The sequence below is a fragment of the Candidatus Acidulodesulfobacterium acidiphilum genome (assembly GCA_008534395.1).
Classification (GTDB): domain Bacteria; phylum SZUA-79; class SZUA-79; order Acidulodesulfobacterales; family Acidulodesulfobacteraceae; genus Acidulodesulfobacterium_A; species Acidulodesulfobacterium_A acidiphilum.
Window position 1 is genome coordinate 80,982 of record SHMQ01000005.1, and the last position, 25,836, is coordinate 106,817.

Here is a 25,836-nt window from a genome sequence, read left to right on the forward strand (position 1 = left end):
TTATGATACCTCTTTAATAAATTTATATTACTGGATGCTAAACGCATATATCGTTGACTTTGCCGTCTATGTTTTTTATAGTTTTCATAAGCCCTTCGTTCATTTTACTGTCTATTCTAAGCGTGTCGTTAAGCTTGGCGCTGACTTTTCTTATTCCGAAAAGAACGTTGGATATTTCTTTGGTAGAACTTGACGATTTTTCGGATAATTTCCTGACTTCGTCCGCAACGACGGCAAAGCCTCTTCCTGCTTCTCCCGCTCTTGCGGCTTCGATAGCGGCATTCAACGCAAGCAGATTAATCTGGTCTGTAATAGACACTATCGCGCTTAAAATTTCGTCGGTAAAAAGGGTTAATTTGTATAGTTCGACGGAATCCTGATAAGTCTTTTCCAGCGTAGAAAAAGAACTTGAATACATATGGGATAACGAATCTACGAAATTTTTAATTCCGGTTTTAGATTCAAGGCATTTTGATTTAAATTGACTAAATTGTTCGTTGATTTTAGGAAGCTCTTCGGAATCGCTTGCGCATGAATTCAAAAGATTATCCTTATTGCGGATATCTTCTTCAAGCGAAGCTACTTTAGACCTTAAAGATTCGATTTCCTTTTTGAATCCGTCTACAGCCGAAGCGTTATCGGCGTCTTTGCGTTTTAAAGAAACTTCAAGTTCGCCGTTTTTTTTCTTAAGTTCTTTAATTTCGTCGATTAATTTCTTGTACCCGCCGCTCGATAAGAATTTCATATAAAGCACCCGCTTTTACGATATGAGGTTAGTAATTATAATCTTATAATATTATATAAAAAATAATTTCCTTTCAGATGATTTTATATTTTTGTAAAATTTATTGCAAGAGTTTTTATTATCTTTAAAAAATTTTATTGGCAACGGCTGAGGCACATTTTATGCCGTCTATAGCGCTTGTTATTATGCCCCCGGAATAGCCGGAACCTTCCCCGCAGGGATATAGACCTTTGACGGATAAAGATTCAAAATCGGCGCCTCTTTTAATTCTAACGGCAGAAGACGTCCCCGTCTCTATTGCCGTTAAAACCGAATTTGAAACAAATCCCTTATATTTTTTATCGAATTCAATAAGAGAGCCTGCAATAGAACGATTAATAAAATCGGGTACGAGTTCGAACAAATTAAAATATTTTACGGACGGTTTATAAGACGGCTCAGGTATCAGATTTTTCCGTTTAATGCCGTTATCCGATTTTAAAGCGGAATTTAAATTAAACCCCGTTTCTTTTTTAGTTTTGCCTATTACGTCCGCTATATATTCCGGCGTATATTGATAAGGTGCGCCGTAGCTTCCTCCGCCGGCGTTAAAGGCTTTAATTTCCAAATCTTTTCTAAAAGAAAGAAATCCGCCGTCCAATGAATATTCTTTTTTGTCTAACAGCGCTATAGTATCCGCCCTGACGGCGGCTACTATAGCGCTGTTAGAATTTTCCAAATCGCGGTTTGAATAACTCATTCCGTTAACAGACAGAATATTTTCGCCGGAACTGGAATTTATCACTACTCCGCCCGGACACATACAGAAAGAATAACCGCCATATTCTTTGGAAGAAAGATTATAATACACTCCGCTGAATTTTAAATCGTCTTTGTTTCTGCCGCCTTTAAAAAACAGGGAATCTATAAAATTCCTCTTATGTTCTATCCTGAATCCTACGGCAAAAGGTTTGTTTTCTAAAAATACGTTTTTCCTTTTCAGCATTTCATAAGTATCTATGCTGTTAGAACCGGCGGCTAAGATTAAAAAATCCGCCGGAATATTTCTTTTGTCGGTCGCCGCAGAAACTATACTATTTTTATCGTCGGTTTCAAAATCTTTTAATTCTTCTTCAAAAAAAATCTCGGCTCCGCCGTCGATAAGGTAATTTCTTGTATTTCTGAGTATATCTATAAGAATATCGCTGCCTATATGCGGTTTATGCTCTACGAGAATTTTTTTATCCGCTCCCATTTTTACCAAAAAATTTAAAACGAAAGACACGGCCGCATCGTCTTTTCTCGTCGTTAATTTTCCGTCAGAAAAGGTCCCCGCTCCTCCTTCTCCAAAAACAACGTTGCTTTTTTTGTTAAATTGCCCTCTATTCATTAAAGCATCGACGTCTTTTATCCTTTCTTCTACGCATTTTCCTTTTTCTATCAAAACAGGCCTTATACCTTGTTTCAACAAATATAACGCCGCAAAAATACCCGCAGGACCCATGCCCGTTATTAAAACAGCCGGTTTGCCGGAGTTATTTTTTTTAGTTTTGCATTTATCGGTTTTCCCGTGATTTTTATTTTGTTTTCCGCTTTCAAAATCTAACGAATTTTCACCGTCAAAAAGTTTTTCTTCTTCATCCTTTGCTTTTCTTGCTTTAATATCTATACTGGATAAAATATTTATAATCTCGTCTTCATTTTTGCCTGAAAAGTCGAATTTTATTAAAACCTTATAAACGTTTTTCGGTTCTTTTTGCCTGAAATCGAGGGATTTTTTAATTATTTTTATTTTGCCGATAAAATCTTTTATATCGATTATTGCTTCGGAAGATTTTTCGTTATAATATTTCAAAAAATAATCCGGAAAAATTTCTTCTTCTAATCCGGTCGATCCGGTAGTTTCGGGATTTTTAATTTTCGCAGGTATTTTAAAATCATAAATAAGAATCATATAGTCATCGCATCAGGAAGGGTTTATTAAAGACAGGGCGGATTCTTTTATCAGCTCTTTTGCCGTTAATTTCGCCGTATTTTTAAGCGGAATTAAAAGCACCGGACACACCGAATGTTTGGCGACGTAAAAAGAAACGGAACCGGATACTATTTCTTTAATTCCGACCCTTTGATGCGTTCCGACCGCAATTATATCGGAAGCGTTTTTTTTTGCAAAATTGATAATCTCTTCCTGCGGATTGCCGGTATATACGGATATTTCGTAGTTTAAATAATACAAACCCGATTCCTTTAATTTATCCTCTATGGACAAGTGTATTTCAGCCGCTTTTGATTTTAAAGAGTTTTTTTTGCCGGAAAAAGAAAAAATGTCGTAAGGAATGACGTGCAATATTTGAAATCTCGCTGCGGATTCCCTGAAAAAAGATGCCGCAGACGAAAGCACGAACCCCGTTTCAAAATTTAAATCGACCGCTAAAAGAATTTTTTTTTCTTTTTCCATATAATAATATTATACGATTGAAGCGTTTTTTTCAAGGCGGCTTTAAAATTGTGCAGTTTTTTGCTATAATCATAAAAACGGAAAGATTTATTAATTTAATATAACCGATTAATCGATTAATTATTAAGGGGGATAACGAAATGTGCGACGAACATCATTTAGACGACGCTTTAAGCGAAGAAACCAAAAACTTAGAAATGGCAAGACAATCGCTTATTGAAGAATTTCAAGCAATTAACTGGTATCAGGAAAGAATAGAATACACCGCCGACGAAGAATTAAAACATATTCTTGCGCATAATAGAGACGAAGAAAAAGAGCATGCCGCAATGCTTATGGAATATATAAGAAAACACGACAAGGTTCAGGACGACAAATTTCTTCATCACGATTAAAAAATAATGCTTTTTAAAACTACTCGTCTATGCTATAATCTTATAGAGTAATCCGAAGGTACGGTATTAAGGCCGAAAACCCCGCCAGGTTCGAAAGAAAGCAACGGTATCGATTCGAGGTGCGCGTATTTAATCGGATTACTCTTTTTTTATTGTATACTATACTATATTGACTATAGCTATTTTTTCGTCGGTAAAATATGCAATTATATATAATTCTTTAGTTTTCCCTTTATTTTTTTATTCATCTGCTTTATTTATATTGCTGTATAAAAATATATAACGTAAAAAAAATAAATACGGGCGTAATTTTTTGCTTAATAAAACTTTAGACTACTCAAAATTACTTCTTACCGGAAATGAAGCAATCGCTTTAGGCGGAGCAAAAGCAGGCGTTTACACGGCAGTCGGCTACCCCGGAACGCCGAGTTCCGAAATACTTCCTTATTTATCTAAATTAAACTGCGGAGCAACGGTAAACTGGTCTATCAACGAAAAAACCGCGTTGGAAATAGCGATAGGAACGTCCATCGGCTGTAAAAGAGCAATGTTTACCACTAAACACGTCGGCTTAAACGTTGCTTCAGACCCGCTTATGACTCTTGCGCTTACGGGAGTAAGGGGAGGATTAGTCGTAGTTACCGCCGACGACCCCGGAATGCACAGCTCTCAAAACGAACAGGATAACAGGCTTTATTCAAAATTTGCTAAAATACCTATGTTCGAACCTTCCGACAGCCAGGAATGTTTAGATTTTACTTCAAAAGCTTTCGACGTAAGCGAAGAATTCGATACTCCGGTTATTTTAAGAACTACTACGAGAATATCCCATTCAAGAAGCGTCGTCGTTTTTTCAGGCAAATTTACGCCGCCGGAAGAACTGAAAAATACGAAAAATACTTACAAAAAAGATACTGAAAAATTTGTAATGGTTCCTATTTATGCAAGAAAAAGACATAAAGCCGCTTTAGAAAGGTTAAAACGGCTCAAAGATTTTTCTAACCGTTCAGGATTAAACTATGCCGAATATAACGATAAAGAATTCGGCATAATAACAAGCGGCATTTCTTATCAGTACGCTAAAGAAATTGCTCCTTTTGCGTCATTTTTAAAACTGTCTTTTTCTTATCCGCTTCCGGATTTATTAATTAAAGATTTTGTAAAAAACGTTAAAAACATAGTTATAATTGAAGAATTAGAGCCTTTTATCCAAAACGAAATCGCTTCGCTCGGCATAGAGTTAAAAGGAAAAGAATATTTTCCGCAGGACGGAGAATTTAATCCGGATATCATATTATCAGGACTTAAAAAAGCAGGCTTTTTTAAAGGCAAAAAAACGGCGGGTAAAGAAAAAGATGCAGACAAAAGCGTCCGCATTAGTTTACGCAATAATCTGCCGCCGAGATTTCCCGCTTTGTGCAGCGGATGCCCTCATACTTCGGTATTTTACGCTCTTAAAAAATTAAAAGTTCCCGTTATGGGCGATATAGGTTGCTATACCCTCGGAGCGCTTCCGCCTCTTAGTTCTATGGACAGCTGCATTTCGATGGGACTTGCGTTCGGCGCGGCGCAAGGTTTGTCGCTTACAAAATCTTCGCATAAAAAAACCGTAGGAATTATGGGCGATTCTACGTTCTTTCATTCCGGCATAACTTCTCTTATAGACGCAAAATATAATAATGCAAAATTTACAGCTATTATTTTGGATAACTCCACTACGGCGATGACCGGAGGACAGGATCATCCAGGAACGGGGAAAAACCTTTCTTTTAACCGATCCATTTCAAATAAAATAGATATTAAAAAAATTATAGAAGGAATAGGTATAGAAGAAATTTTCGTCATAGACCCGTACGATTACAATGAAACGCTTAAGACTTTAAAAAAAGCGCTTGATTCAAACAATCTTAACGCAGTTATAACCGACAGACCTTGCGTATTATACCCCAAAAAAATAGATACCGGAAAAAAATTTAAAATATCGGACGGATGTACCGGATGCGATTTATGTATGCAGACCGGGTGTCCGTCTATACGCTTGCCGTACGATAAGACAGTCCGCATAAACGCTAAGAACGGAATAAAACCTGTTCCTTTTATAGATTCGTCCTGTATAGGATGTTCTATATGCAAAGATATATGCGTTTTTAACTTTATCGAAGAAATAAGGCAATCTTAATTTTTAATATAATTAAATAAAACATAGAATAAATTAGATAATAAATTAAAACTGCTTAAATAAATTTAAACAAATGGGCGATTCAACACAAAACATATTAATTTGCGGAATAGGAGGGCAGGGCGTCGTACTTGCCGGTAAGATTATCAGCCTCGCGGCGTTTGAAAGCGGTATGGATATTAAAACGTCGGAAGTTCACGGAATGTCGCAGAGGGGAGGTTCGGTTTCAACGCATATAAGGTTAGGAAAAAAAATATTTTCCCCGCTGATACCGGAAAACGGCGCTACGGCGATTCTTTCTTTCGATATTTATGAAACCTTAAGATATACAAGCAGTTTCGCAAACAAAAATACGATAATAGTTTCGTCTAACGACGGCAAAACGCCGGCGTGGACTTCTAAAACCAAAAATGATACAATCATAAATAATTTTACCGATATATATTCTATCGCCTCGCTTTTAAAAGACAATTTTAAATCTTTGACTCTTTTGGACGATAAACAGATTGCCGAAAATCTAGGGAACGTCAAAGTTTCAAATATTATACTTATAGGAGCGTTATCGGTTTTTACGGATATAAAAGAAGATATTTGGCTAAAAACTATTGAAACAAACGTTCCCGAAAAAACCGTAGATTTAAATATTAAGGCATTTATAAAAGGCAGAACTTCATTATGAATATAAAATATTACGAAAAAAAATACGAAACTATCGACCGTTCCGAACTTTCGCAGATTCAAACGGAAAGATTGAAAAAAACGTTAAAACTAATATTTTCCGGGGGCGGTTTTTTAAAAACAAGATTAAAGGAATACGGAATAAAAAATTTAAGCGGCATCGAAAAAATAAAATCGATTGATGAGTTAAAGAATATGCCGTTTACCTATAAATCCGACCTCGTAAACAATTATCCATTCGGAATTTTTTCTCAGCCTTTAAATAAAATAATAAGAATACATGCATCGTCGGGTACTACCGGAAAACCTATTATAGCCGGATATACAAAAAACGATATTAAAATATGGTCTAAGTTAATGGCTAGAGTTTTTTGCGCCGCAAGTATTTCTAAAAAAGATATAGCGCAGAATGCTTACGGTTACGGGCTGTTTACCGGAGGTTTAGGATTTCATTACGGGGCGCAGGAATTAGGTTTAATGATTATTCCTATGTCGACGGGTTTTACGGAAAGACAGCTTACCATGATGCAGGACGTCGGCGCAACTGTTCTTTTCTGTACACCTTCTTACGCTCTTTTTCTCTCCGAAGAAATAAATAAAAAAATTAGCGATAAATCAAATATTAAATTAAAAAAAGGTATTTTCGGAGCGGAACCATGGTCTGACGAACTCAGACAAAAAATAGAAAGCTCGCTTAAAATAGATGCGTACGATATATACGGATTGAGCGAAATAATAGGACCGGGAGTAGCATACGAATGTATTTACAAAGACGGACTTCATATAAACGAAGATAATTTTTTTCCGGAAATAATAAACCCAAAAACAGGAGAAGTTCTAAAAGACGGGGAAACAGGCGAACTTGTATTGACCAGCCTTAACAGGGAGGCAATGCCGGTAATAAGATTCAGGACAAAAGATATAACGAGGCTTACGAGAGAAAAATGCAGATGCGGCAGAACTTTCGTCAGGATGGACAAAATAAAAGGAAGAACCGACGATATGATTATTTTAAAAGGCGTTAACGTTTTTCCTTCTCAGATAGAATCCGTTTTATTTAAACTGGATTATTTAGAACCTATATATTTAATAGAATTATATACCGAAAATCTTTTAGATAAAATGAACATAATAGTTGAACCCAAAGAAGAAATTTTTAACGGCGGCGAAGGTAAAATCGAAGCGGTTACGAAAGAAATATCCCACAAAATATACGAACTTATCGGCATCAGGGCAAAAATAACAGCAGTCCCCCCTAAAACTATCGAAAGAAGCCAAGGCAAAGCCAAAAGAATAAACGACTTGAGGAAGAAATTGTAGGAAAAGGTGTCAAGGAAAAGGTGTCAGATTTTATTTTCCGAATTTTACGTAATTAATTAATTTAGCGATTAATTTATTCGGAAAATTAATCTGACACCTTTTCCCAAATTACTGAATCATTAAACTATGAAATCCTCTCTATAAGCTCTGCTAACGCGCTTACGTCTACAAAAGTATCCCTGCAGGGTCCGTTAGGTCTCATATTGGGCAGACCGTAAACAAAAAGCGGAAAGCTGTCTATAATTCCCGAACTTAAATCTCTTTCGCATGCTACTGCTATGACGGCTTTAGGTCTTTTCTCCTCTATAACTCTGCGCGCGAGCGTACCTCCTGTAGCGACGGCCATAAATATGCCTTTCTTTTTGGAAAGCGCCGCAAGCTCTTTTATGTTGCATTTTCCGCAATTCAAGCAGTTGTTTATGTCGTCGGTAATTTTAGCCTTGCAGTTATGAAGCTGAAGGCAGTGCGGAAGCAGTATTAATATCCTGTCAAAAGCTACGTTTTTATTTAACGAGAAAAGAAGGAAATTGTTTATCTCGACAAACGAAGCCTGCATTTTATCCCTGTTTATCCTGAATACGGAAGTGATAAAGAAAGCCATCGGATAAAGAATTTTTATCAAAATATATCGCGCCGGATAAACCAGAAAAGATTTGCCGCCGTTTTTCCGTCTGCCTGTCAATCCCGCAAAAAAAATTATAATAACAGAAAGCAGTATAAAATCTAAAGCGAAAAAAATATATAACGGCAAATATGGGCTGATTTTTTCCAACCCGCCGGATATTATCCAGAAAAGAAGCAGAAATACGGATAAAATAACGAAAAGCGAAATCGATACTATCTTCAAAAAATAAACATGTTCTTTTTTTAAAGACATATTAAATCGCCCTGTTTAATTCTAAATCCGTTGACGATATCGTTATAACTCATAATGTTTCTGCCTTCAGGCTTAAGCTTGATTAACCGTATATAAACACCTTTTTTAACCGTGGAAATAAGCAGTCCGGTTTTGTTTGCGACGACGGCCGTACCCGCAATAATATCGGATTTAGAAGATACTTTTTCTATTTCTTTTTTATAAATATCCGAAAAACCGCCGCAATAATCGGAATATTCGAATGTTTCATGCTGAACGCGGTTTTTAGTTTTTCCGTTTTCTATTTCCGTTTTTTCGCATGTATCGTCGACTATTAACTCTGCTTCTAATATTTTTACGTTTTTGTTTTTTAAAATAAAAAAAGCTCCTCCCGCTTCAGAAAAAGCCCTTATTTTTGCATATATAAACGCAGGTTCTTCCTTGGAAAAATTTATTCTCAGCTCTTCCTGCTTTATTAAAGCGGTTAAATCATGCGACGTATAGTCTTCTTTTGTTGCCAAATCCTGACCGTATCCGCATTCAAAAAAATTTATTCTATGCTTATATACAGTCTCTATTACTTCGGAAAGCAAGAGAGAACCGGTTAAAGATAATTTTTCGTAAAGACCGGAAAAGTTTTCGTTTTTGTCCAAAGCAATTCTTTGCTGAGCCGCCAAAGGACCTGTATCTACGCCTTCATTCATAGCCATTATAGTTACTCCGCCGAATTTCATCCTTTTTAATATCGTATAGTGTATAGGGCTTGGACCCCTTAAATCCGGCAAAAGAGAAGGATGCAGATTTAATACTCCATATACGGGTATATTCAAAATATCAGGGGTAAGAATGAGTCCGAAAGCGACGACTATTATAACGTCGGGGGCAAGGATTTTTAAAAAATCGGTTTCTTCCCTGTTATTTTTAAAGGTTTTAGGGGTTCTTAAATTAATGCGGTTTTCACGGGCAATTTTTTCGACCGGCGATTCAATATATTCTTTTTTTTTAGAATCCCATACCGGGGGCTTTGTATAAACTGCCTGTAAATCGACGATGCCGTTTTTCTGAAGTTTTAATATATCGAACAATGACAGCGACGCAATTTTAGGCGTCCCCATAAAGACCGTTTTAAGAGGCAGCATGCTCTAATTTCTTTTTTTTCTTAAGCGAAGCGTTATATAAGGAGCGTTTTAACGGAGAAACTTTATCTATAAATAAAATTCCGTCGAGATGGTCTATCTCATGCTGAAAAGCAATAGAAAGCAAATCTTTTGCTTCCATGACGAACTCGTTTCCTGAAATATCGTATGCTTTGACTTTTATTTCAAAAAACCTATCGACGTCTGCGTTAAAACCGGGGATGGAGAGACATCCTTCTTCATAAGTCGTCTTTCCTTCCTTAAATATTATTTCCGGATTTACGGCTATTATTAAGTCTTTATTTGCCGTAAGAATAATATCTTCGTCGAGCGAAAACGATATTTCCTTATCTTTTTTTCTGGCTAAGTCTAAAACTATTATGCGTTTATTTATACCCGCCTGCGTAGCCGCAAGCCCGATACCGTCCGCTTTATACATGGTATAAACCAAACTTTTAATCAAAGGAATATTGTTTTTAATATCGCTGATTTCAAGCGGATTTGCTTTAATCCTCAATTTTGGGTCGGGATATTTTAAGATATTTAAAAATTCCATTGCCGAAATTAACGCGTAACCTCCATTATATATATTTTATCACTTATTTTATTTTGTTAAAATTGATACTTTTTTGATAAATGATACTTTTTTGATAAATTACAAGTCCGTGAAGAGTGAGAGGAAGATTATATAAGTGTTCCGTAGCCGCGTTAGGCAATCCTTTCTTAACCGGTCTTGGCGGCACTTTTAAAGCGGCAAATCCGGCCGGAATCTTTTTTCTTTTGACTCTCAAAAGCGGACCGTGTTTAAGAGGACGCGGTATCTCGTTTTGTGGAGTAATAACATACATTCCGTTAATTTTTGCCGATTCAAACCATATGCCGTTAGCCCAGTAATAATATTTTTTTTTATAAAAATAATAAACCTTTTGATTTTTTTTGTTTATATACGCTTTTAAATTTTTAGAAATTTTAAGCATTATATACATCTTTCCTTCAGTGTAATATTTCTTTTTTTTGTTTTTCTTAAATGCAGACGAACGCCCGTTTAATACCGAAGCAGAAAATGCCGAACACTTCGCGGACGGCATAGCATAAAATGACGCCGAAATTAAAAATACCGATACGGCAGCCGCAAAAAACAAAAAGTATTTCAAAGGTCTATCCGTCCGACGTTTATACATCTTTAACCTCTCAATTTAATATTAATATTTTATTTTTTATTTATTTTATTTACTTTTATTATATACATTATTGACGGTAAAAATCAATTTTTATATTTTTTCAATATTTTTCAATATTTTTCTTGACTTTATATTTGAATTAGATATATAAATATTAAGATATAAAATAAGTCAAATTTTAAATAAAAAGGAGAGATTAAATGTTTAAAAAAATTTTATGCCCCGTCGATTTCAGCGACACGTCAATGGATGCCGCAAATAACGCAATTCAATTTGCTTCCGAAATTAAAGCGGAAATAACTTTTGTGCATGTTGTAGATATTCAAACTTTGCAAAATATAGCGGATTTATCGGGCGGGGGCATAAACGATTTGGATCTTTTAGTCGAAGAAGAAAAACCGGTATTAAGCAAACTGAAAGACGAAGCCGAAAAAAGAGGCGTAAAAGTTAATACCGTTTTGACGCACGGCGAACCGGTAAACGTAGTTTTAAACGAAATTAAATCAGGAGGATTCGACCTCATAGTTATGGGAACGCACGGGAAAAAGGGGCTGACAAGGTTGGTTCTAGGTTCTATGGCTGAAAGTATAGTAAGGCAGTCGCAAATTCCGGTACTTTTATATCATTGCACCGGAGAAAAATGCTGAAGCTTAAATAATTACGTAAAATATCTTCAAATTTTTAAACATCGTATAATATATAATAATAAAAAATAAAAATAAATGGAGGACGTAACGCATATTTTTTTTACGGCCTCCATTTTTATATACAGCAATAAGATTTAATTCTATAGATTATATCTTAATTTTATTGCTGATTAGCATACCCTTCCATAACTTTACCTAGAAAAACCGATTCTGGAACCGCACCCACAACTTCGGCGGATTCGTTCATTACCGTTTTAGGTACGCTGAAAACCTCATATTTATCTGAAAGATTAGGAAATTCTTGAATTTCTATTACGTCTGACGTAATATTTTCGTTAGCTATAGCAAAACTGTGCGCAAGAACCGCCGCCGGCGGACAATGAGGTCAGGTAGGAGTTACAAATACCTGAATATTATACGGCTTTATAATTTCTTTTAATTTTTCGATAGTTTTTTCCGACAAGCCGGTTTCTTTAGTAGAAACATTGATTATGCCGTTTACTAAAGTCATAAATTCATGGCCTGCCGGCATTCCGTAAAATCTTACTCCGTAATCTTTATCGCCTTCGATAACTATAGCCGGAGTTCTTTTTATTCCGTAAAGTTTAACTTTATCGGTATCTTTGTCAAAGTCGTATTCTTCTAAACTTAATTTATCGCTTAATCCCACAACCTCCGCAAGTATATCTTTGACTTCCTTGCAATAAAGGCAAGCGTCTTCGGCTTTAAAAAAAATTAACTTAACGTTATTTTTTAATTTTTCGTTAAAATCTTTTTTCAGGAACTCGGCATCCTGTTCGCTTAATAGAGGCATTTTTTCTCCTTTTTTTTATTTGCTAAATTTTAATTTATACCTTATATATTATATAATTTTTGATACTTATTTACAAATATTTATTGATTTTTTTTTATAATATGATATAAATATAACATGCAGCCAAAATTACATAACTATTGCATAGATAAAACGTTTGAACTTCTTTACAACGATTCTAAATTAAGCGTTATCGATACCCTTCTCGATAATAGAATTTCCGGCATTAAAGCGGAAGAAAGAATCAATCTTATGCATCACGGCTCATACATAATAGACAGGCTTGCTATAAAAAAATTAAGGGTTCACTGGTTCGGCGGACACTACCTTTATCCTCATTCGCATGCCGGATATATAAGAGGTTTTTCCGACGCCGGAACAAAATGCGTTCAGCTTTTTAATATAGCGTTAAAAGATTGGGAGAAAGGCAGATTTAAAAAATCGTTTATAAATCTCGGAGGAGCGGTTCATCTTGTACAGGATTTATGCATCCCTTTCCATACTACTAATCTTGCTCTAAAAAAACACGTACTTTTTGAAAGATGGATGTCTTCGCACTATTTGGAAACAGATTTAAAATTAGAAAAAGGCATATATAAATTTAAACCCCTAAAAGGACATTACAGAGACGCGCATCCTTTCGGATGGGTGGATTATAACGCCCATAATTCTTCGCTTTATTTACCCGAATTGCTGTATGCAAAAACTAAATTAGAATATTTTAACGCAATGAACAGAATTTTACCGGAAGCCGTAAAAACTTCGGCAGGTTTTCTGGAACTTTTCGCAAATAAAGCCGTGAAACTGCAAAAGAGCTAAATAAGCAATATATCTGCAAACAAATAATAAGTCCAAAAATATATAAACAACAGTGTTAGAAAAAAATCAGACAGCTTTCTTATCAATAAACGAAAATTTTAGCGTTAATCCGCGATATGACGAAATTCACGGCGGAAATATTATCGATTACGGATACGAAAGCGGCATAATCGATTTTTCCGCCAACATAAACCCTCTTGGATTAAGTCCAAAAGCATCCGAAATTTTAAAAGATTTTAATAAATTAAAATTTTTTACGGAAAATTATCCAAAAAACTATCCGGAACCTTTCGTTAACGCCTTATCGTTTTATCACGGCGTAGAAAAACAGTTTATATGCGAGGGCGCAGGAGCTTCCGAACTTATATTTAATATTACCGCTCGGTTAAATCCTAAAAACGTAATCATTGTAGAACCTTCATTTTATGAATATGAAAGAGCCGCTCTTTCAAAACTTCAAAAATCTAAAATTTTTCATATTAATACTTATTTATCGGAAAATTTTGAATTAAAAGAAAAAAGTTTATCTAAACTAATTAACTGCATAAGCGAAAACATCGTCGAAAACGATGTCGTATTCATAGCAAACCCTTCAAATCCGGCGGGAAATATAACCCCGCTTCAAACCATAATAAAAATACTAAAAAAACTTAAAGAAAAAAAAGCTTTTTTAATATTAGACGAATCCTTTATGGATTTTTGCGAAGATTTTTCGGCAAAACATCTGATTGCCGGAACAAGTTTGGACGATAAAAAATTAGACGGCACGTATAAATTTGATAATTTAATAATAATAAGGTCTATGACTAAGTTTTTTGCGATGCCGGGACTCAGGATAGGCTACGCATTTGCAAAACCGTTTTTGGCAAAACTTCTTTCGGAAACGTCCATTCCTTGGAAAATTACGTCTCTATCCGAGCAGATAGCTTATTTATCAATCTGCGACGACGATTATATTTTACGCTCCAGACTGTTAATTAAAGAGTTAAGAAAAGATTTTGAAAATAAATTAAAAAAAATTAGGTTTTTAAGAATAATACCCGGTTCGGCAAACTTTTTTTTAATCAAAATAACCAATGAAAGTTTAAATGCAAAAAATCTAAAGAATTATCTTCTCGAATGCGGTATTTTAATAAGAAACTGCGGTAATTACAGAGGTTTAAACGACAAATATTTCAGGATAGCCGTAAGAAAAAAATCTGAAAACGACTATTTCATAAGCCGGTTAAAAAAAATAAAATTTTAAATTAACGGGCGTTAATGATTTTAAGAATGAAAATAATCGTAAATATTTTTTGCCGTCGTTTTATTTACGCCTTCTACCGCCGTAAGCTCTTCTACGGAAGATTTTTTTATTCTCTCTATGCTTCCAAGCTCTTTTATTAAATTGCCGTAAATTTTTTTACCTACTCCGTCTATATTTAGCAAGTCGGAAGTAATCAGGGACTTTGTCTTAATTTTAGAAAAATAAGAGACGGCAAACCTGTGCGCCTCGTCTCTTAATCTCATAAGCATTATTATCGGTTCTTTATTTTTACCGAAATTAACCTCGTTTTTCCTGTTAGGAAGATAAATTTTATCGATGCCGCCTTTTTCGTAAGGGTCTATTTTGCTTTTTAAATTTTTATAATTAGAGCCGGTATTACTATTATAACCATTGTAACCGTCTTTTGATTTTGCTATTGCAATAAGAGCCGGCATATCTTCTTTTTTTATATTCTCCGCATCCGTAAACTCTTTAGCCGCTTTTACGAGAACGTTAAGCTGTCCTTTTCCTCCGTCAACCATAATGACGTCGGGAAGAGGGTCTTTGCCCGACGCGGCGCCTTTAAAACGTCTGCTTAACGCTTCGTACATCATGGCATAATCGTCCGGCGTATTTTTGGTTTGAATTCTGTAACGCCTATATAAAGAAGTATCTTTTTCGCCGTTTTTCAAAACGGCTTTTGAAGCAACGGCGTATGTACCGGAAATATTGGATATATCGAAACATTCTATAATTTCGGGAGTTTTGTTTAAGCGTAAAATATCTTTCAATAATAGCAGTTTTTTAAAATTAACGTTATCTTTATTGCGGAGGTAATGTCCTTTATTTACATCTTTATAATTAACTTCTCCAGCGGATTCGGCATTTTCTGCACTTTCATAAGCGGATATGGCAGTCGGCGCAATGCCTCCCTCAGAATCTCCTCCGTTTTTTTCAAAAAAATTCTTTTTAGCGTTTTCGTAAGCCATAACGACAATGGTATCATATCTGTTCTTATTTCTTTTTAAATTTTCCGGATCTATAATTTTAACTTTCTTGCCGGAATATTTTTTAATATACTCGGAAAGGCTTTTTTTATTTTCTTCGTCAATTTTCACGGGAACAAATATCTCGTCGGGAATATCGGCGTTAATTTCTAAATTTTTAACGTAGTACCTGTCCAAAAAGGCCGAAAGCATTTCGGCTTCCCTAAGATAAACATTTTTGAAAAAGAAATTTTTCGTACCGGTAACCCTGCCGTTTCTAATAATAAGGACGGTTATATCTATTTTGTCGTTTTGCATATAAAAACCTGCCGCATCTATATCTTTTTCTTCGTTAAACACTACCGCCTGTTTTTCGTTGATTTTAATTATAGCGTTTATCTTATCCCTTAATTTTATCGCCGCCTCAAAATTTAATTCCTTTACGTGTTTATCCATCGACCGTTTCATGTCTCTTATTAACTGCCTGTTTTTACCCCTTAAAAGCAGTATTATACCCTCTATAGATTTTTTGTAGGCGTTAATATCGACAAAGCCGCAGCACGGTCCCGAACACCTTTTTATTTGATAATAAAGACAGGGTTTTTTCTTTGCGGCGCAGGAATTAAACTTATTATCGGTACAAGTCCGCATTTTAAAAATCCTGTTGACGGTTTTTATGGTCTCGTTTACGGCAAAAGCGCTGGAATAAGGGCCGAAATAAAGCCCGTCGCCTTTTTTAAAACTTCTCGTTTTGATTATAAATGGGAAACCGGTTTTAGAATCGGCTATTTTTATATAAGGGTATGATTTATCGTCTTTAAGGCTTATGTTGTATTTAGGCTTATATTGCTTAATAAGTGTGTTTTCGAGTAAAAACGCCTCTAGTTCGTTGCCTGAAATTATAGTTTCTATGTCGTTTATTTTTGAAACTAAATGTTCCGTTTTTACGCCTGTATTTTTGCCGGAAAAATACTGGGAAACTCTTTTTTTTAAATTTTTTGCTTTCCCTACGTAAATAACGTCGCCGTCGGCATTTTTCATAATATAAACGCCCGGCGAACTCGAAATACCTTTAATCTTGGCAAACAAATTTTCGTTCATAATGAAAAAATACAGATAATATATACAAATATATCCTTTTGAATCATAATTAGAAAAAAATAATTTTCCAACGGCAATTTTTAGATAAGGATAATGCTAAACTTAAACTTTATCCATTAAAAGCATATTTTTTTTAATATTGCGGATTTCGTCCCTGATATGCGCCGCTTCTTCAAAATTAAGCTCTTTTACGGCTTTTTTCATTTTTTTTGTTAAATTTTTAATAAGTTTTTCGGCTTCTTTAGGGTCTATTATCAGAGGCGAATTTTCGTCGAAACCGTCGGATAAATCTATGTAGTCCTGCTCAAATATCGTAGTCAACAGTCCGGCGATATTTTTTTTAACGGTTGTCGGCGTAATATTGTTTTCTTTATTAAATGTTTCCTGAATTTTCCTTCTTCGCTCCGTTTCGGAAATTGCAAATTTCATAGAATCGGTGATATTATTCCCGTAAAGTATTACTTTTCCCTTAATATTTCTTGCCGCCCTGCCAATAGTCTGAATCAATGATGTTTTGGAACGCAAAAAACCTTCTTTATCGGCATCTAAAATTCCGATTAATTCGACTTCTGGAATATCCAGCCCCTCCCTCAGAAGGTTTATGCCGACGAGCACGTCGAATTCTCCAAGCCTTAACTCTCTTATGATTTTAAATCTTTCGAGCGAATCTATATCGGAGTGAAGATATTTTGCCTTTATGCCGCTGTCTATAAGAAATTCGGAAAGGTCTTCCGACATCCTTTTGGTAAGCGTGGTAACGAGCGCCCTGCCGCCTCCCGCGACCGTTTTTTTTATTTCCCCTATAATGTCGTCCACCTGATTTGTTTCGGGTCTTACTTCGACTTCAGGGTCTATTAATCCTGTAGGCCGTATTATCTGCTCTACCACCTGCGAACTCACACTAAGTTCGTAGTCTGCCGGAGTCGCAGAAACAAAAATAAGATTTTTTATATGCGACGAAAATTCCTCGAAATTAAGCGGGCGGTTGTCTAAAGCGCACGGCAGCCTGAAACCGTACTCCACCAAAGTAGATTTTCTTGAAATATCTCCGTTATACATCCCCTTGATTTGCGGAACGCTGACGTGGGATTCGTCTATCATTATTATAAAATCTTCGGGAAAATAATCCAAAAGCGTAGGCGGCGGTTCCCCTTTTTTTCTTCCCGTCAAATGCCTCGAATAATTTTCTATACCGGAACAATAGCCCATCTCCTGCATCATCTCAAGATCGTACATCGTCCGCTGTTCCAGCCTCTGGGCTTCTACAAGTTTGCCGAGCGCTTTAAGCTCCATAAGCCTTTCTTTTAATTCTTCTTTTATTGTTTTAACCGCGCTTTTCATCGTAACTTCGTCCGCCACGTAATGAGAAGCCGGATATATAGCAACTTTGGAAAGCCTGCGGATTATAACCCCTCTTAACGGGTCTATTTCTGCAATGGTCGAAACTTCGTTGCCGAAAAATTCTATTCTTATGGCGACTTCTTCTTCGTATGCCGGAAAAACATCGACGATATCCCCTCTCACCCTGAACGTTCCGCGGTGAAAATCGATATCGTTTCTTTCGTATCTTATGTCGGTCAGTTTGTCTAAAACGTCGCTTAAGTTTATCTCGTCGCCTTTTTTCACCTCAATCAGCATATTGGCGTAACTTTCAGGCGAACCTAATCCGTAAATGCAGGATACCGACGCAATAACTATAACATCCCGTCTGGAAAGGATAGAACGGGTAGCGGAATGTTTCATTTTATCTATCTGGTCGTTAATAGCCGAATCTTTTTCTATATAAAGGTCTTTAGACGGAACATACGCTTCAGGCTGGTAATAATCGTAATAGCTTATAAAAAATTCTACGGCGTTTTCCGGAAATAAGGATTTAAATTCGGAATAAAGCTGTCCTGCGAGGGTTTTATTGGGCGCTATTATAAGAGCAGGTCTTTGCAGTTCTTTTATGATGTTAGCCATCGTAAAAGTCTTTCCTGAGCCTGTTACGCCCAATAGCGTCTGATACCGAAAATTTTTCTTTTCTATTCCGTCCGTTAACGCTTTAATCGCAACGGGCTGATCGCCTGCAGGAGTGTTTTCGGAAACAAGATTAAATAAATCCATAATGCTTTATTATAACATTTTTGGCGGTTTTAAAACAGAAGAGGAATTTGCCCAAAATTGCCGATAGAAAATTTCTTTTCTGGATGAGCCGTCTAAATATCGACGGCTCATCCAGAATTTATAATATGTTGAAACAGTTTCAAAGATTTCTATCGGCAAATTTGGGATTTAGGATTTACTCGTTTTCGATGGAAGGTATATAATCTTTATCGTCTTTTTCGTCTCCGTCGAACTTCGCGGCATCTAGAGTTTTAGATGTTTTTGCGCCGAGAAGCCTCATTTTTTCAAGTCTGGACATTATATTGCCTTTTCCCGACGAAAGAAGACTTTTTGCGTTATTATAGGATGCGGATGTTTTTTCTATAGAAGTTCCTATATCTTCCATGCTTTTAGCAAAAGAACAAAATTTATCGTAAAGGTTTCCCGCTAACGTCATCACTTCTGCCGCTTTCTCATGGCTTTTTTCCTGAATCCATAAATTATAAACTATTTTAAGGATTAGCAAAATAATGGAGGGTGTAGCTATTATAACTTTTTTCCCGTATGCGTATGTCAAAAGATCCCTGTCGTAGTTTACGGCGGCTGTATAAGCAAACTCTATCGGTATAAACATAATAACCGAATCTAAACTTTTTAATCCGTATAGGGCTGTATATTTTTTGTCGCTTAACTCGTTTATGTGTCTTTTAATCGAAAGAATATGCGATTTAAGAAATTTTTCGGGGTCGTCATCCGAATTAGAATCGGATTTAATGTAAACCGCCGAAGAATCTGCGCCGTTTCCGTATGCCAAACTCATATATTTTTCGTAATCCGTTAAAGAAACTTTTGAGTCTATAATTAAATCCCTATCCTTTGGAAGATGCACTATAACGTCCGGCCTTAAATTTATTTTTTCGTCCATTTCGTTTACGGTTTTTACGGTCTTCTGGATTTCATACTGTATTCCTTCGATTAATTCGGAATATTCCAAAAGCTGTTCCAGTATCATCTCGCCCCAGTCGCCCTGAACCTTTCCGCTGCCTCTTAGCGCAGAAGTAAGATTGTCGGTCGTCTGCTTCATGACGTCTTGGGTATCTATGAGTTTTTTAATTTCGTTTTGAAGCGAAAACCTCTGTTTAGACTCCTTATCGTAAGTTTCCTCCACCTTTTTTTGAAACTCCAGAATCTTTTCGGAAAGAGGGTTAAGTATGCCGCTAATGCTGTCTTTATTGATTTCTATAAGTTTTTTACTTTTTTCTTCTAGTATTTTTGAAGACAAATTTTCGGAAAGATTTTCAAAAGCCTGTTTAAAATCAAGAAATTCATCTTTTTGACGTTTTAATCTGTCTTCGTAATCGGATTTAATATTTTCAATCTTTTCAAGCAGGTTTTTGTTTTCGGTCGATATTTCAGAAATTTTTACAGACAGATTTTTGTTTTCTTCCCTAAGATTTTCGGTTAGAACGGCGGCAGAATTAAGCTCCGCGCCTAAAACCTCAAGCCTGCCGTTTAAAGATTTAGCCTCTTCTTCCAGCGTTATATTTTGCTTTATAAGACCGTCCTTTTCATCTCGGCTTGTGTCTATTAATCCGTCTATCGTCTTTTTGCTTTTTTTTACATACGAAGCAAAATAAACGGCAAGCGCAATCGAAGCCGCAAAAAAAATAACAAACAGCGATAAAAATAGGTAAGTAAGCATTTTAAATTTAGCGCCTGTCGTGCGCTAATCCTATAATTTGATAAATATCGTCAAATCCGTTTTCCGCCAAATAATTTTTTAATCCGGCGGAAATTTCCGGTATTATTTTTGGATTTACGAAAGAGTAAGTTCCCACGGCTACGGCGGTAGCTCCGGCGAGAAAAAATTCAACCGCATCCTGCCACGAACTTATGCCGCCCATTCCTATAACGGGGATTCTTACGGCATTATAAACGTCGCCGACAAGCTTAATGGCGACGGGTTTAACGGCCGCTCCGGAAAGGCCTCCGTAACCCCTGCTAAGTTTGAATTTTTTGGTTTTTATGTCTATGCTAGCCGCAGGCAAGGTATTTATCAAAGAAATAATATCTGCTCCGGCTTTTTCGCAAACTTCGGCTATAAAAGATATATCGTTTACCATAGGGGTCAACTTTACTATTAAAGGAATTTTTCCGCCGGTACTTTCCTTGACGGAAGAAACGAGTTCATATACTACTTCCGGATCGGAACCGAAAGACCTGCCGCCTTCTTTTATATTCGGGCATGAGATGTTTGCTTCTATAGCGCTAATACCTTCCGTTTCCCCCAATTTTTTTGCGAGCTCTGCGTATTCTTCTATACTGCTCCCGTAAAAATTAACTATTACCGGTTTATTTAAAGTTTTTAAAAAAGGCATTTTAGCTTCTATAAATTTATCGTATCCGACGTTCTGAAGCCCTATCGAATTAATCATGCCGCATGAAGTTTCGCAAATTCTGGGCATTTCGTTCCCTTTAGAAGGACTGAGGGATATTCCTTTGGTAACAAGCGCTCCGAAATTATTATATTCTATTATTTCAAAGAATTCTTCTCCATATCCGAACGTACCTGAAGCAGGCATAACGGGATAGTCTAATTTTAGGTTTCCGAGTTTTACCGAAATATCGGGAGAAACAATTTTAACGCCGTCTTTGAGCGATGAATATGCGGAAGCGTTGCTTCGTTCAACTATCGAAGACTGCTCTGCGGCGGTTTCGCGGCCTTTACCCGTTTTTCCCGCTTTGTTTATAGAACTTGATGGATTTTCGTTTTCGGAAATGAAAATTTCGGAGGCGTAAAAAACGGGGCCGTCCTTACATACTCTTTTATACTGAAATTCAACGCTTTTGCCGCTGACGCCGGAATTTGCGCCGTCGTTTATGCCGTCACATACAGGGGGTTCCGATATGTTATCTTTAATATTATCGGTTTCGGATATATCTTCATTTAAGTTTTTATTAACGGAAGATTTGGATATATTGCCGGCATTATTATCGGGTTTAGTTTTAACTACGCATCCTAAACATACGCCTATACCGCATCCGAAACTTTCTTCAAGCGATACCTGCAGTTTTCCGGAAAGTCCGTCCGTATATAATCTGGAAATTAGCGAATTAAGCATAGGTTTAGGTCCGCAGGCATAAAAAGACGTATTTTCTAAATTTTTATAAACGTCTATATTTTCGTAAAGCAGATCTACGATACTGCCTTTGTAGCCGAAAGAGCCGTCGTCGGTAGCAAAGTAAACTTCGTCGAACATAGCATGAATGCTGTGCCTGAAATAAAGTTCTTCGGCTTTTTTAGCTCCGTAGTATAAAACGGTTTTAACATAATTTACTGAATTTTCGGAATTTACCGATTCCTCGTCCTGCACCGTAGATTGAGCGTCTGCAGATAACGATTCTCCTAAAAAAAGCGGAATAGTATTCAAAGGCGCTATACCTATACCTCCTGCAATAAGAACGTTAATACCCGCGTTTTTGTTTTTTTTATTTAAACTAAATCCGTTTCCCAAAGGACCCGTAACGTCTAAATAAGTTCCTTCCTTAATATTGCTCAATATCTCCGTGCCTTTTCCGAAAACTCTGTATAAAATTTCAAATTCCGAATCGTTAAATTTATTGAATATCGAAAAAGGCCTGCTCAAAAGAGGATTCAGTCCGTCGGGGTTAATTTTAACCATAACAAACTGCCCCGGTTTAAAATTTGCCGCGATAAAATCGTTTTTTATTCTTAAAATATAAGTGCCTTCGGTATCTTTTATTTTTCTATTTACGGTAACGAGACATTTTTCGCTTACGATTCTTTTACCATGCATAAAGCATCTTCTCCGTCGTCTTCATAATAGTTTTTTCTTAACATAAATATCTTAAACCCGAATTTTTTATATAAATTAATTGCGGCAATGTTTGAGGTTCTGACTTCAAGAAAGAAATGTTTTATTCCGGCTTCCGAATTTTTTTTTATTACCCTGCTTAACATCAGAGAGCCTATGCCTTTAGACTGCATTTCTTTGGAAACCGTGATATCGAGTATATGCATTTCGTCTATAACGTTATAATAAATAAAAAAACCGACGATTAATGATTGTAATCCTATTTTTAAGGCGGGTTCAATATCTTTTTCGGTGAATTTTTTTAAAGCAAGACGCTTATCGCCGCCGTCCGCAGAGCCGGAATCGGAATAACATATTAAAAAACCCGAACCTTCGCGTTTTAATTCTTCGTCAAACATTGTTCTGTTCCATATGGTCTGAGAAGACTGCATATGTATATCGAACATCCTACCGATGAGATATTCGGCTAGAATATCGTTCTCATCGTTATTTGCAGAAGAAGACCGTTTTAACTCTTTCAAATCTAAAAAATTTATTTTCACGTGCTTCTAATAATTAATAATATCTTTATACGCCATTTTATTTCGGTTTTCCATAAACGGCCAGTTTTTTCTTGCCGATTTGACTTCATCGGTATCGATATTATAAATAACGGCGCATTCATTTATTCCGGCAAAGTCGTTTATTATACTTCCGTCGGGCGAGACACAAAAAGACTTTCCATAAAAATCTAAAGGCTTATCCCTTCCTACCCTGTTAACCCTTAAGATATACAAACCGTTAAGAAAAGCCGAGGCAGAAATAGACAAAAACCATTTGCCGTTAGTATTAAAAGCGGATGCCGTCGGCGCAAAAATAATATCCGCTCCTTTAAGCGCTAAAATCCTTGAAGATTCCGGGTAAAAATTATCCCAGCCCATCTGTATCCCAATATTGCCGTATTTAGTTTTAAAAACCGGAATTTCGTCGCCGCTTGAAAAATAAGACTTTTCTTTATAATATTCTAATTCCGGAAGGTGAATCTTGCGATAAACGCCGACAATTCCGCCTTCTTCGTCGATAACGGCGGAACTGTTGTAATATTTGTTTTCTAATTTTTCAAAAAAAGGAACTATTGTTACTATATTAAATCTTTTTGCCTGCTCTCTGAACAAACTTATAGTTTTTCCGTTTAAATCTTCGGCTGTTTTATAATGCGCGTCCATATTGTCGGGAGAATTATTCTGCAGAAACCAGTTCATTAAAAAAAGCTCTGGAAAGCAGACTATGCCGGCTTTATTTTTTGCCGCCATAGCCAAAAAATCTATAGCTTTCAATGCGGATGAATGTATATCCGCAGAAGGAGACATCTGTACGCCGCAAATTTTAATTCTCATATGCCCGATTCTAAATTTTAAATAATTATAAAAATTACAAAATATATACAATATATAATATTATATATTGTATATATTATTTAATATATTTACAATCTGCCGTCAAGCCTTAAGAAGTCCTCTGGATTCTTTTTTTCTGTCGTTCTCCGTTAATATTTTTTTTCTAAGGCGTATAGATTTAGGCGTAAACTCTACAAGTTCGTCGTCTTCTATGAATTCTAAGGCATATTCTATCGACAGCCTTATAGGCGGAGTAAGCGTTATCATTTCGTCGGATGCCTTCGACCTCATATTTGTAAGCTGTTTTTTCTTGCAGGGATTTACCGTTATATCTCCGGGCTTGGAATGTATTCCTATTATCATCCCTTCATAAACTTCGTCCTGCGGAGAAACGAAAAGGCTTCCTCTGTCCTGTAGATTATATAAACCGTAAGAGTTGGCTTCTCCGTTTTCCATGGAAATCATTACTCCGTTTTTCCTGGGGGAAATATCGAAAGCATATTCGTCGAACTTATAAAAATTATGGTTCATCGTGCCGGTACCTTTAGTCATAGTGAGAAATTCATTATGAAATCCCATTATGCTTCTTGAAGGTATTACAAACTCAAGGTAGGTATTGCCGTTATCGTCCTTAGTCATATCGAGAAGATTGCCTTTCATGGATGAAAGCCTTTCGAGCACTCCGCCGGTAAATTCGTCTTTTACCGTGATATACAAAAGCTCGTACGGCTCCATTTTCTTTCCGTCTATCTCTTTTATTACGCCTTTAGGTTTAGAAACGGCAAACTCAAAACCTTCTCTTCTCATTTTTTCGATTAAAATAGAAAGATGAAGAAGACCTCTGCCGTAAACGTCGAATACCGTTTCGTCTCCTGTTTCGACGACTTTTAATCCGACGTTGTTAGAGACTTCCTTAAACAGCCTTTCCCTTAACTGCCTCGTAGTTACCAATTTTCCCTCTTTTCCGCAAAAAGGGCTTTTGTTTACTATGAAGTTAACGAGTATTACAGGTTCGTCTATTTTTATTCTCTGCAAAGGCGCTATCGGTTTGTCGTTAACTATATAATCTCCGGCATTTACGCCGGTCAAACCTGCTACTAAAGCAATGTCGCCCTCGTTAATTTCATCGGTTTCCGTTCTTTTTAATCCGTCGAAAAGAAAAATCTTGTTAGGTTTTGTTTTTATCAATTCATCCTTGGCATTATAAAGATAAACCGAATCGTTTACTTTAAGTTTTCCGGCCTTAACTATGCCGATAGCCGTAGCTCCGAGAAAATCGTCGTGGCCTATGCTCGTGACTAAAAATTCAAGTTCCGGTTTATTAAGTATGGGCGGATGAGGTATAAAATCTATTATTGCATCGAAAAGTGGATTAAGCTTGTCTTTAAACCTTTCCTCTCCTTGAACTTTTAAATCTTTAATAGCGTAACCTTCTTTTGCGGAAGCATAAATTACCGGAAAATCTAAATTTACGTTTTCCCCGCCGAGTTCCAAAAAAAGATCGTAAACCATTTCCAGTACTTCTTCCGGTCTCGCTCCGGGTCTGTCTATTTTATTAATGACAAGAAGTACGTGAAGGTTGTATTCAAAGCATTTTTTAAGAATAAATCTGGTCTGCGGCATAGGTCCGTCGAAAGCGTCTACTAAAAGCAGAACTCCGTCCACCATTGCAAGCACTCTTTCTACTTCACTGCCGAAATCTCCGTGGCCGGGAGTATCTACTATGTTTATTCTGTAATCTTTATATTTAATGCCGGTGCATTTCGATAAAATAGTTATTCCTCTTTCTTTTTCTAATTCGTCGCTGTCCATCGCCCTTTCGGAAAGAGCCTCGAAGTCTCTTTTGCTTATACTTTCCTTTAACATTTTGTCGATAAGAGTCGTTTTACCGTGATCGACGTGGGCAACTACGGCTATATTTCTAATTTTTTCTTGAAAATTCAATTATTTATCCTCCGATTTTTTTAAATAAAAATACCCCAATAAATTTAATTTATTT

General features: G+C 36.3%; 23 protein-coding genes and 1 other RNA gene. 8 read left to right on the plus strand and 16 right to left on the minus strand.

What is annotated here, in order from left to right; translation table 11 throughout:
* Positions 1-37: 37 nt before the first annotated feature.
* The 3 genes from EVJ48_03135 to EVJ48_03145 form a co-directional block, all read right to left on the minus strand.
* Positions 38-745 (minus strand): methyl-accepting chemotaxis protein, encoded by a 708-nt coding sequence (locus EVJ48_03135; GenBank protein RZV39930.1) that lies wholly within the window; start codon positions 743-745, stop codon positions 38-40.
* Positions 746-869: 124 nt separating this feature from the next.
* Positions 870-2,678: a hypothetical protein gene (locus tag EVJ48_03140; protein RZV39931.1), complete on the minus strand. Its 1,809-nt coding sequence runs from the start codon at positions 2,676-2,678 to the stop codon at positions 870-872.
* Positions 2,679-2,690: 12 nt separating this feature from the next.
* Complete coding sequence (locus tag EVJ48_03145; protein ID RZV39932.1) at positions 2,691-3,182, minus strand: universal stress protein; 492 nt, start codon at positions 3,180-3,182, stop codon at positions 2,691-2,693.
* 140 nt (positions 3,183-3,322) lie between these two features.
* On the opposite strand from EVJ48_03145, the gene EVJ48_03150 reads away from it, so the two are divergent.
* The 5 genes from EVJ48_03150 (at position 3,323) to EVJ48_03170 (ending at position 7,754) form a co-directional block, all read left to right on the plus strand.
* Positions 3,323-3,577, plus strand: a complete 255-nt coding sequence (locus EVJ48_03150) for a ferritin (GenBank protein ID RZV39933.1) — start codon at positions 3,323-3,325, stop codon at positions 3,575-3,577.
* 49 nt (positions 3,578-3,626) lie between these two features.
* An RNA gene (gene ffs / locus EVJ48_03155) (signal recognition particle sRNA small type) lies at positions 3,627-3,720 on the plus strand.
* 170 nt (positions 3,721-3,890) lie between these two features.
* Positions 3,891-5,756, plus strand: coding sequence for an indolepyruvate ferredoxin oxidoreductase subunit alpha (locus EVJ48_03160; GenBank protein ID RZV39934.1), 1,866 nt, complete (start codon positions 3,891-3,893; stop codon positions 5,754-5,756).
* Between the two features lie 73 nt (positions 5,757-5,829).
* Positions 5,830-6,435 carry an indolepyruvate oxidoreductase subunit beta gene (locus EVJ48_03165; protein RZV39935.1) on the plus strand — a complete coding sequence of 202 codons (606 nt, stop codon included), beginning with the start codon at positions 5,830-5,832 and terminating at the stop codon, positions 6,433-6,435.
* Between the two features lie 2 nt (positions 6,436-6,437).
* Positions 6,438-7,754: a phenylacetate--CoA ligase gene (locus tag EVJ48_03170; GenBank protein RZV39961.1), complete on the plus strand. Its 1,317-nt coding sequence runs from the start codon at positions 6,438-6,440 to the stop codon at positions 7,752-7,754.
* A gap of 124 nt (positions 7,755-7,878) precedes the next feature.
* On the opposite strand, the gene EVJ48_03175 is transcribed toward EVJ48_03170, so the two are convergent.
* From EVJ48_03175 to EVJ48_03190, 4 genes are read right to left on the minus strand one after another with little or no spacing between them, the layout of a single operon-like run.
* Positions 7,879-8,631 carry a DUF116 domain-containing protein gene (locus tag EVJ48_03175; GenBank protein ID RZV39936.1) on the minus strand — a complete coding sequence of 251 codons (753 nt, stop codon included), beginning with the start codon at positions 8,629-8,631 and terminating at the stop codon, positions 7,879-7,881.
* Positions 8,622-9,749 (minus strand): methionyl-tRNA formyltransferase, encoded by a 1,128-nt coding sequence (locus EVJ48_03180; GenBank protein ID RZV39937.1) that lies wholly within the window; start codon positions 9,747-9,749, stop codon positions 8,622-8,624. Before EVJ48_03180 ends, EVJ48_03175 begins: the two co-directional genes overlap by 10 nt.
* Entirely contained in the window at positions 9,736-10,302 is a 567-nt protein-coding gene (gene def / locus EVJ48_03185; GenBank protein ID RZV39938.1) for a peptide deformylase, read from the minus strand. The genes EVJ48_03180 and def overlap by 14 nt, the downstream gene beginning before the upstream one ends.
* A gap of 43 nt (positions 10,303-10,345) precedes the next feature.
* Positions 10,346-10,900: a hypothetical protein gene (locus EVJ48_03190; GenBank protein ID RZV39939.1), complete on the minus strand. Its 555-nt coding sequence runs from the start codon at positions 10,898-10,900 to the stop codon at positions 10,346-10,348.
* 227 nt (positions 10,901-11,127) lie between these two features.
* Here EVJ48_03190 and EVJ48_03195 point away from each other — a divergent pair, with 227 nt between their 5' ends.
* Positions 11,128-11,574, plus strand: a complete 447-nt coding sequence (locus EVJ48_03195; protein ID RZV39940.1) for a universal stress protein — start codon at positions 11,128-11,130, stop codon at positions 11,572-11,574.
* A 160-nt stretch (positions 11,575-11,734) separates the two neighbouring features.
* On the opposite strand, the gene EVJ48_03200 is transcribed toward EVJ48_03195, so the two are convergent.
* Both EVJ48_03200 and EVJ48_03205 read right to left on the minus strand, forming a co-directional pair.
* Positions 11,735-11,917, minus strand: coding sequence for a hypothetical protein (locus EVJ48_03200; protein ID RZV39962.1), 183 nt, complete (start codon positions 11,915-11,917; stop codon positions 11,735-11,737).
* A 42-nt stretch (positions 11,918-11,959) separates the two neighbouring features.
* Positions 11,960-12,388, minus strand: coding sequence for a hypothetical protein (locus tag EVJ48_03205; protein RZV39941.1), 429 nt, complete (start codon positions 12,386-12,388; stop codon positions 11,960-11,962).
* Positions 12,389-12,505: 117 nt separating this feature from the next.
* On the opposite strand from EVJ48_03205, the gene EVJ48_03210 reads away from it, so the two are divergent.
* Positions 12,506-13,207, plus strand: coding sequence for a hypothetical protein (locus EVJ48_03210; GenBank protein RZV39942.1), 702 nt, complete (start codon positions 12,506-12,508; stop codon positions 13,205-13,207).
* 52 nt (positions 13,208-13,259) lie between these two features.
* A complete protein-coding gene (locus tag EVJ48_03215; GenBank protein ID RZV39943.1) occupies positions 13,260-14,453 on the plus strand; it encodes an aminotransferase class I/II-fold pyridoxal phosphate-dependent enzyme in 1,194 nt (397 codons plus the stop codon).
* 20 nt (positions 14,454-14,473) lie between these two features.
* Here the strand turns inward: EVJ48_03215 and uvrC are convergent, their stop codons facing one another.
* The 7 genes from uvrC to typA form a co-directional block, all read right to left on the minus strand.
* On the minus strand, positions 14,474-16,540 hold the full coding sequence (gene uvrC, locus EVJ48_03220) for an excinuclease ABC subunit C (protein ID RZV39944.1): 2,067 nt from the start codon (positions 16,538-16,540) through the stop codon (positions 14,474-14,476).
* A gap of 102 nt (positions 16,541-16,642) precedes the next feature.
* Positions 16,643-18,646 carry an excinuclease ABC subunit UvrB gene (uvrB, locus tag EVJ48_03225; protein RZV39945.1) on the minus strand — a complete coding sequence of 668 codons (2,004 nt, stop codon included), beginning with the start codon at positions 18,644-18,646 and terminating at the stop codon, positions 16,643-16,645.
* A gap of 175 nt (positions 18,647-18,821) precedes the next feature.
* Positions 18,822-20,327: a DNA recombination protein RmuC gene (locus EVJ48_03230; protein ID RZV39946.1), complete on the minus strand. Its 1,506-nt coding sequence runs from the start codon at positions 20,325-20,327 to the stop codon at positions 18,822-18,824.
* A gap of 7 nt (positions 20,328-20,334) precedes the next feature.
* Positions 20,335-22,443 carry a dihydroorotate dehydrogenase gene (locus tag EVJ48_03235; protein RZV39947.1) on the minus strand — a complete coding sequence of 703 codons (2,109 nt, stop codon included), beginning with the start codon at positions 22,441-22,443 and terminating at the stop codon, positions 20,335-20,337.
* A complete protein-coding gene (rimI, locus tag EVJ48_03240; protein RZV39948.1) occupies positions 22,422-23,003 on the minus strand; it encodes a ribosomal-protein-alanine N-acetyltransferase in 582 nt (193 codons plus the stop codon). The genes EVJ48_03235 and rimI overlap by 22 nt, the downstream gene beginning before the upstream one ends.
* Positions 23,004-23,009: 6 nt before the next feature.
* Positions 23,010-23,837, minus strand: coding sequence for a carbon-nitrogen hydrolase family protein (locus EVJ48_03245; protein RZV39949.1), 828 nt, complete (start codon positions 23,835-23,837; stop codon positions 23,010-23,012).
* Positions 23,838-23,939: 102 nt separating this feature from the next.
* Positions 23,940-25,781: a translational GTPase TypA gene (typA, locus tag EVJ48_03250; GenBank protein RZV39950.1), complete on the minus strand. Its 1,842-nt coding sequence runs from the start codon at positions 25,779-25,781 to the stop codon at positions 23,940-23,942.
* Positions 25,782-25,836: the final 55 nt, after the last annotated feature.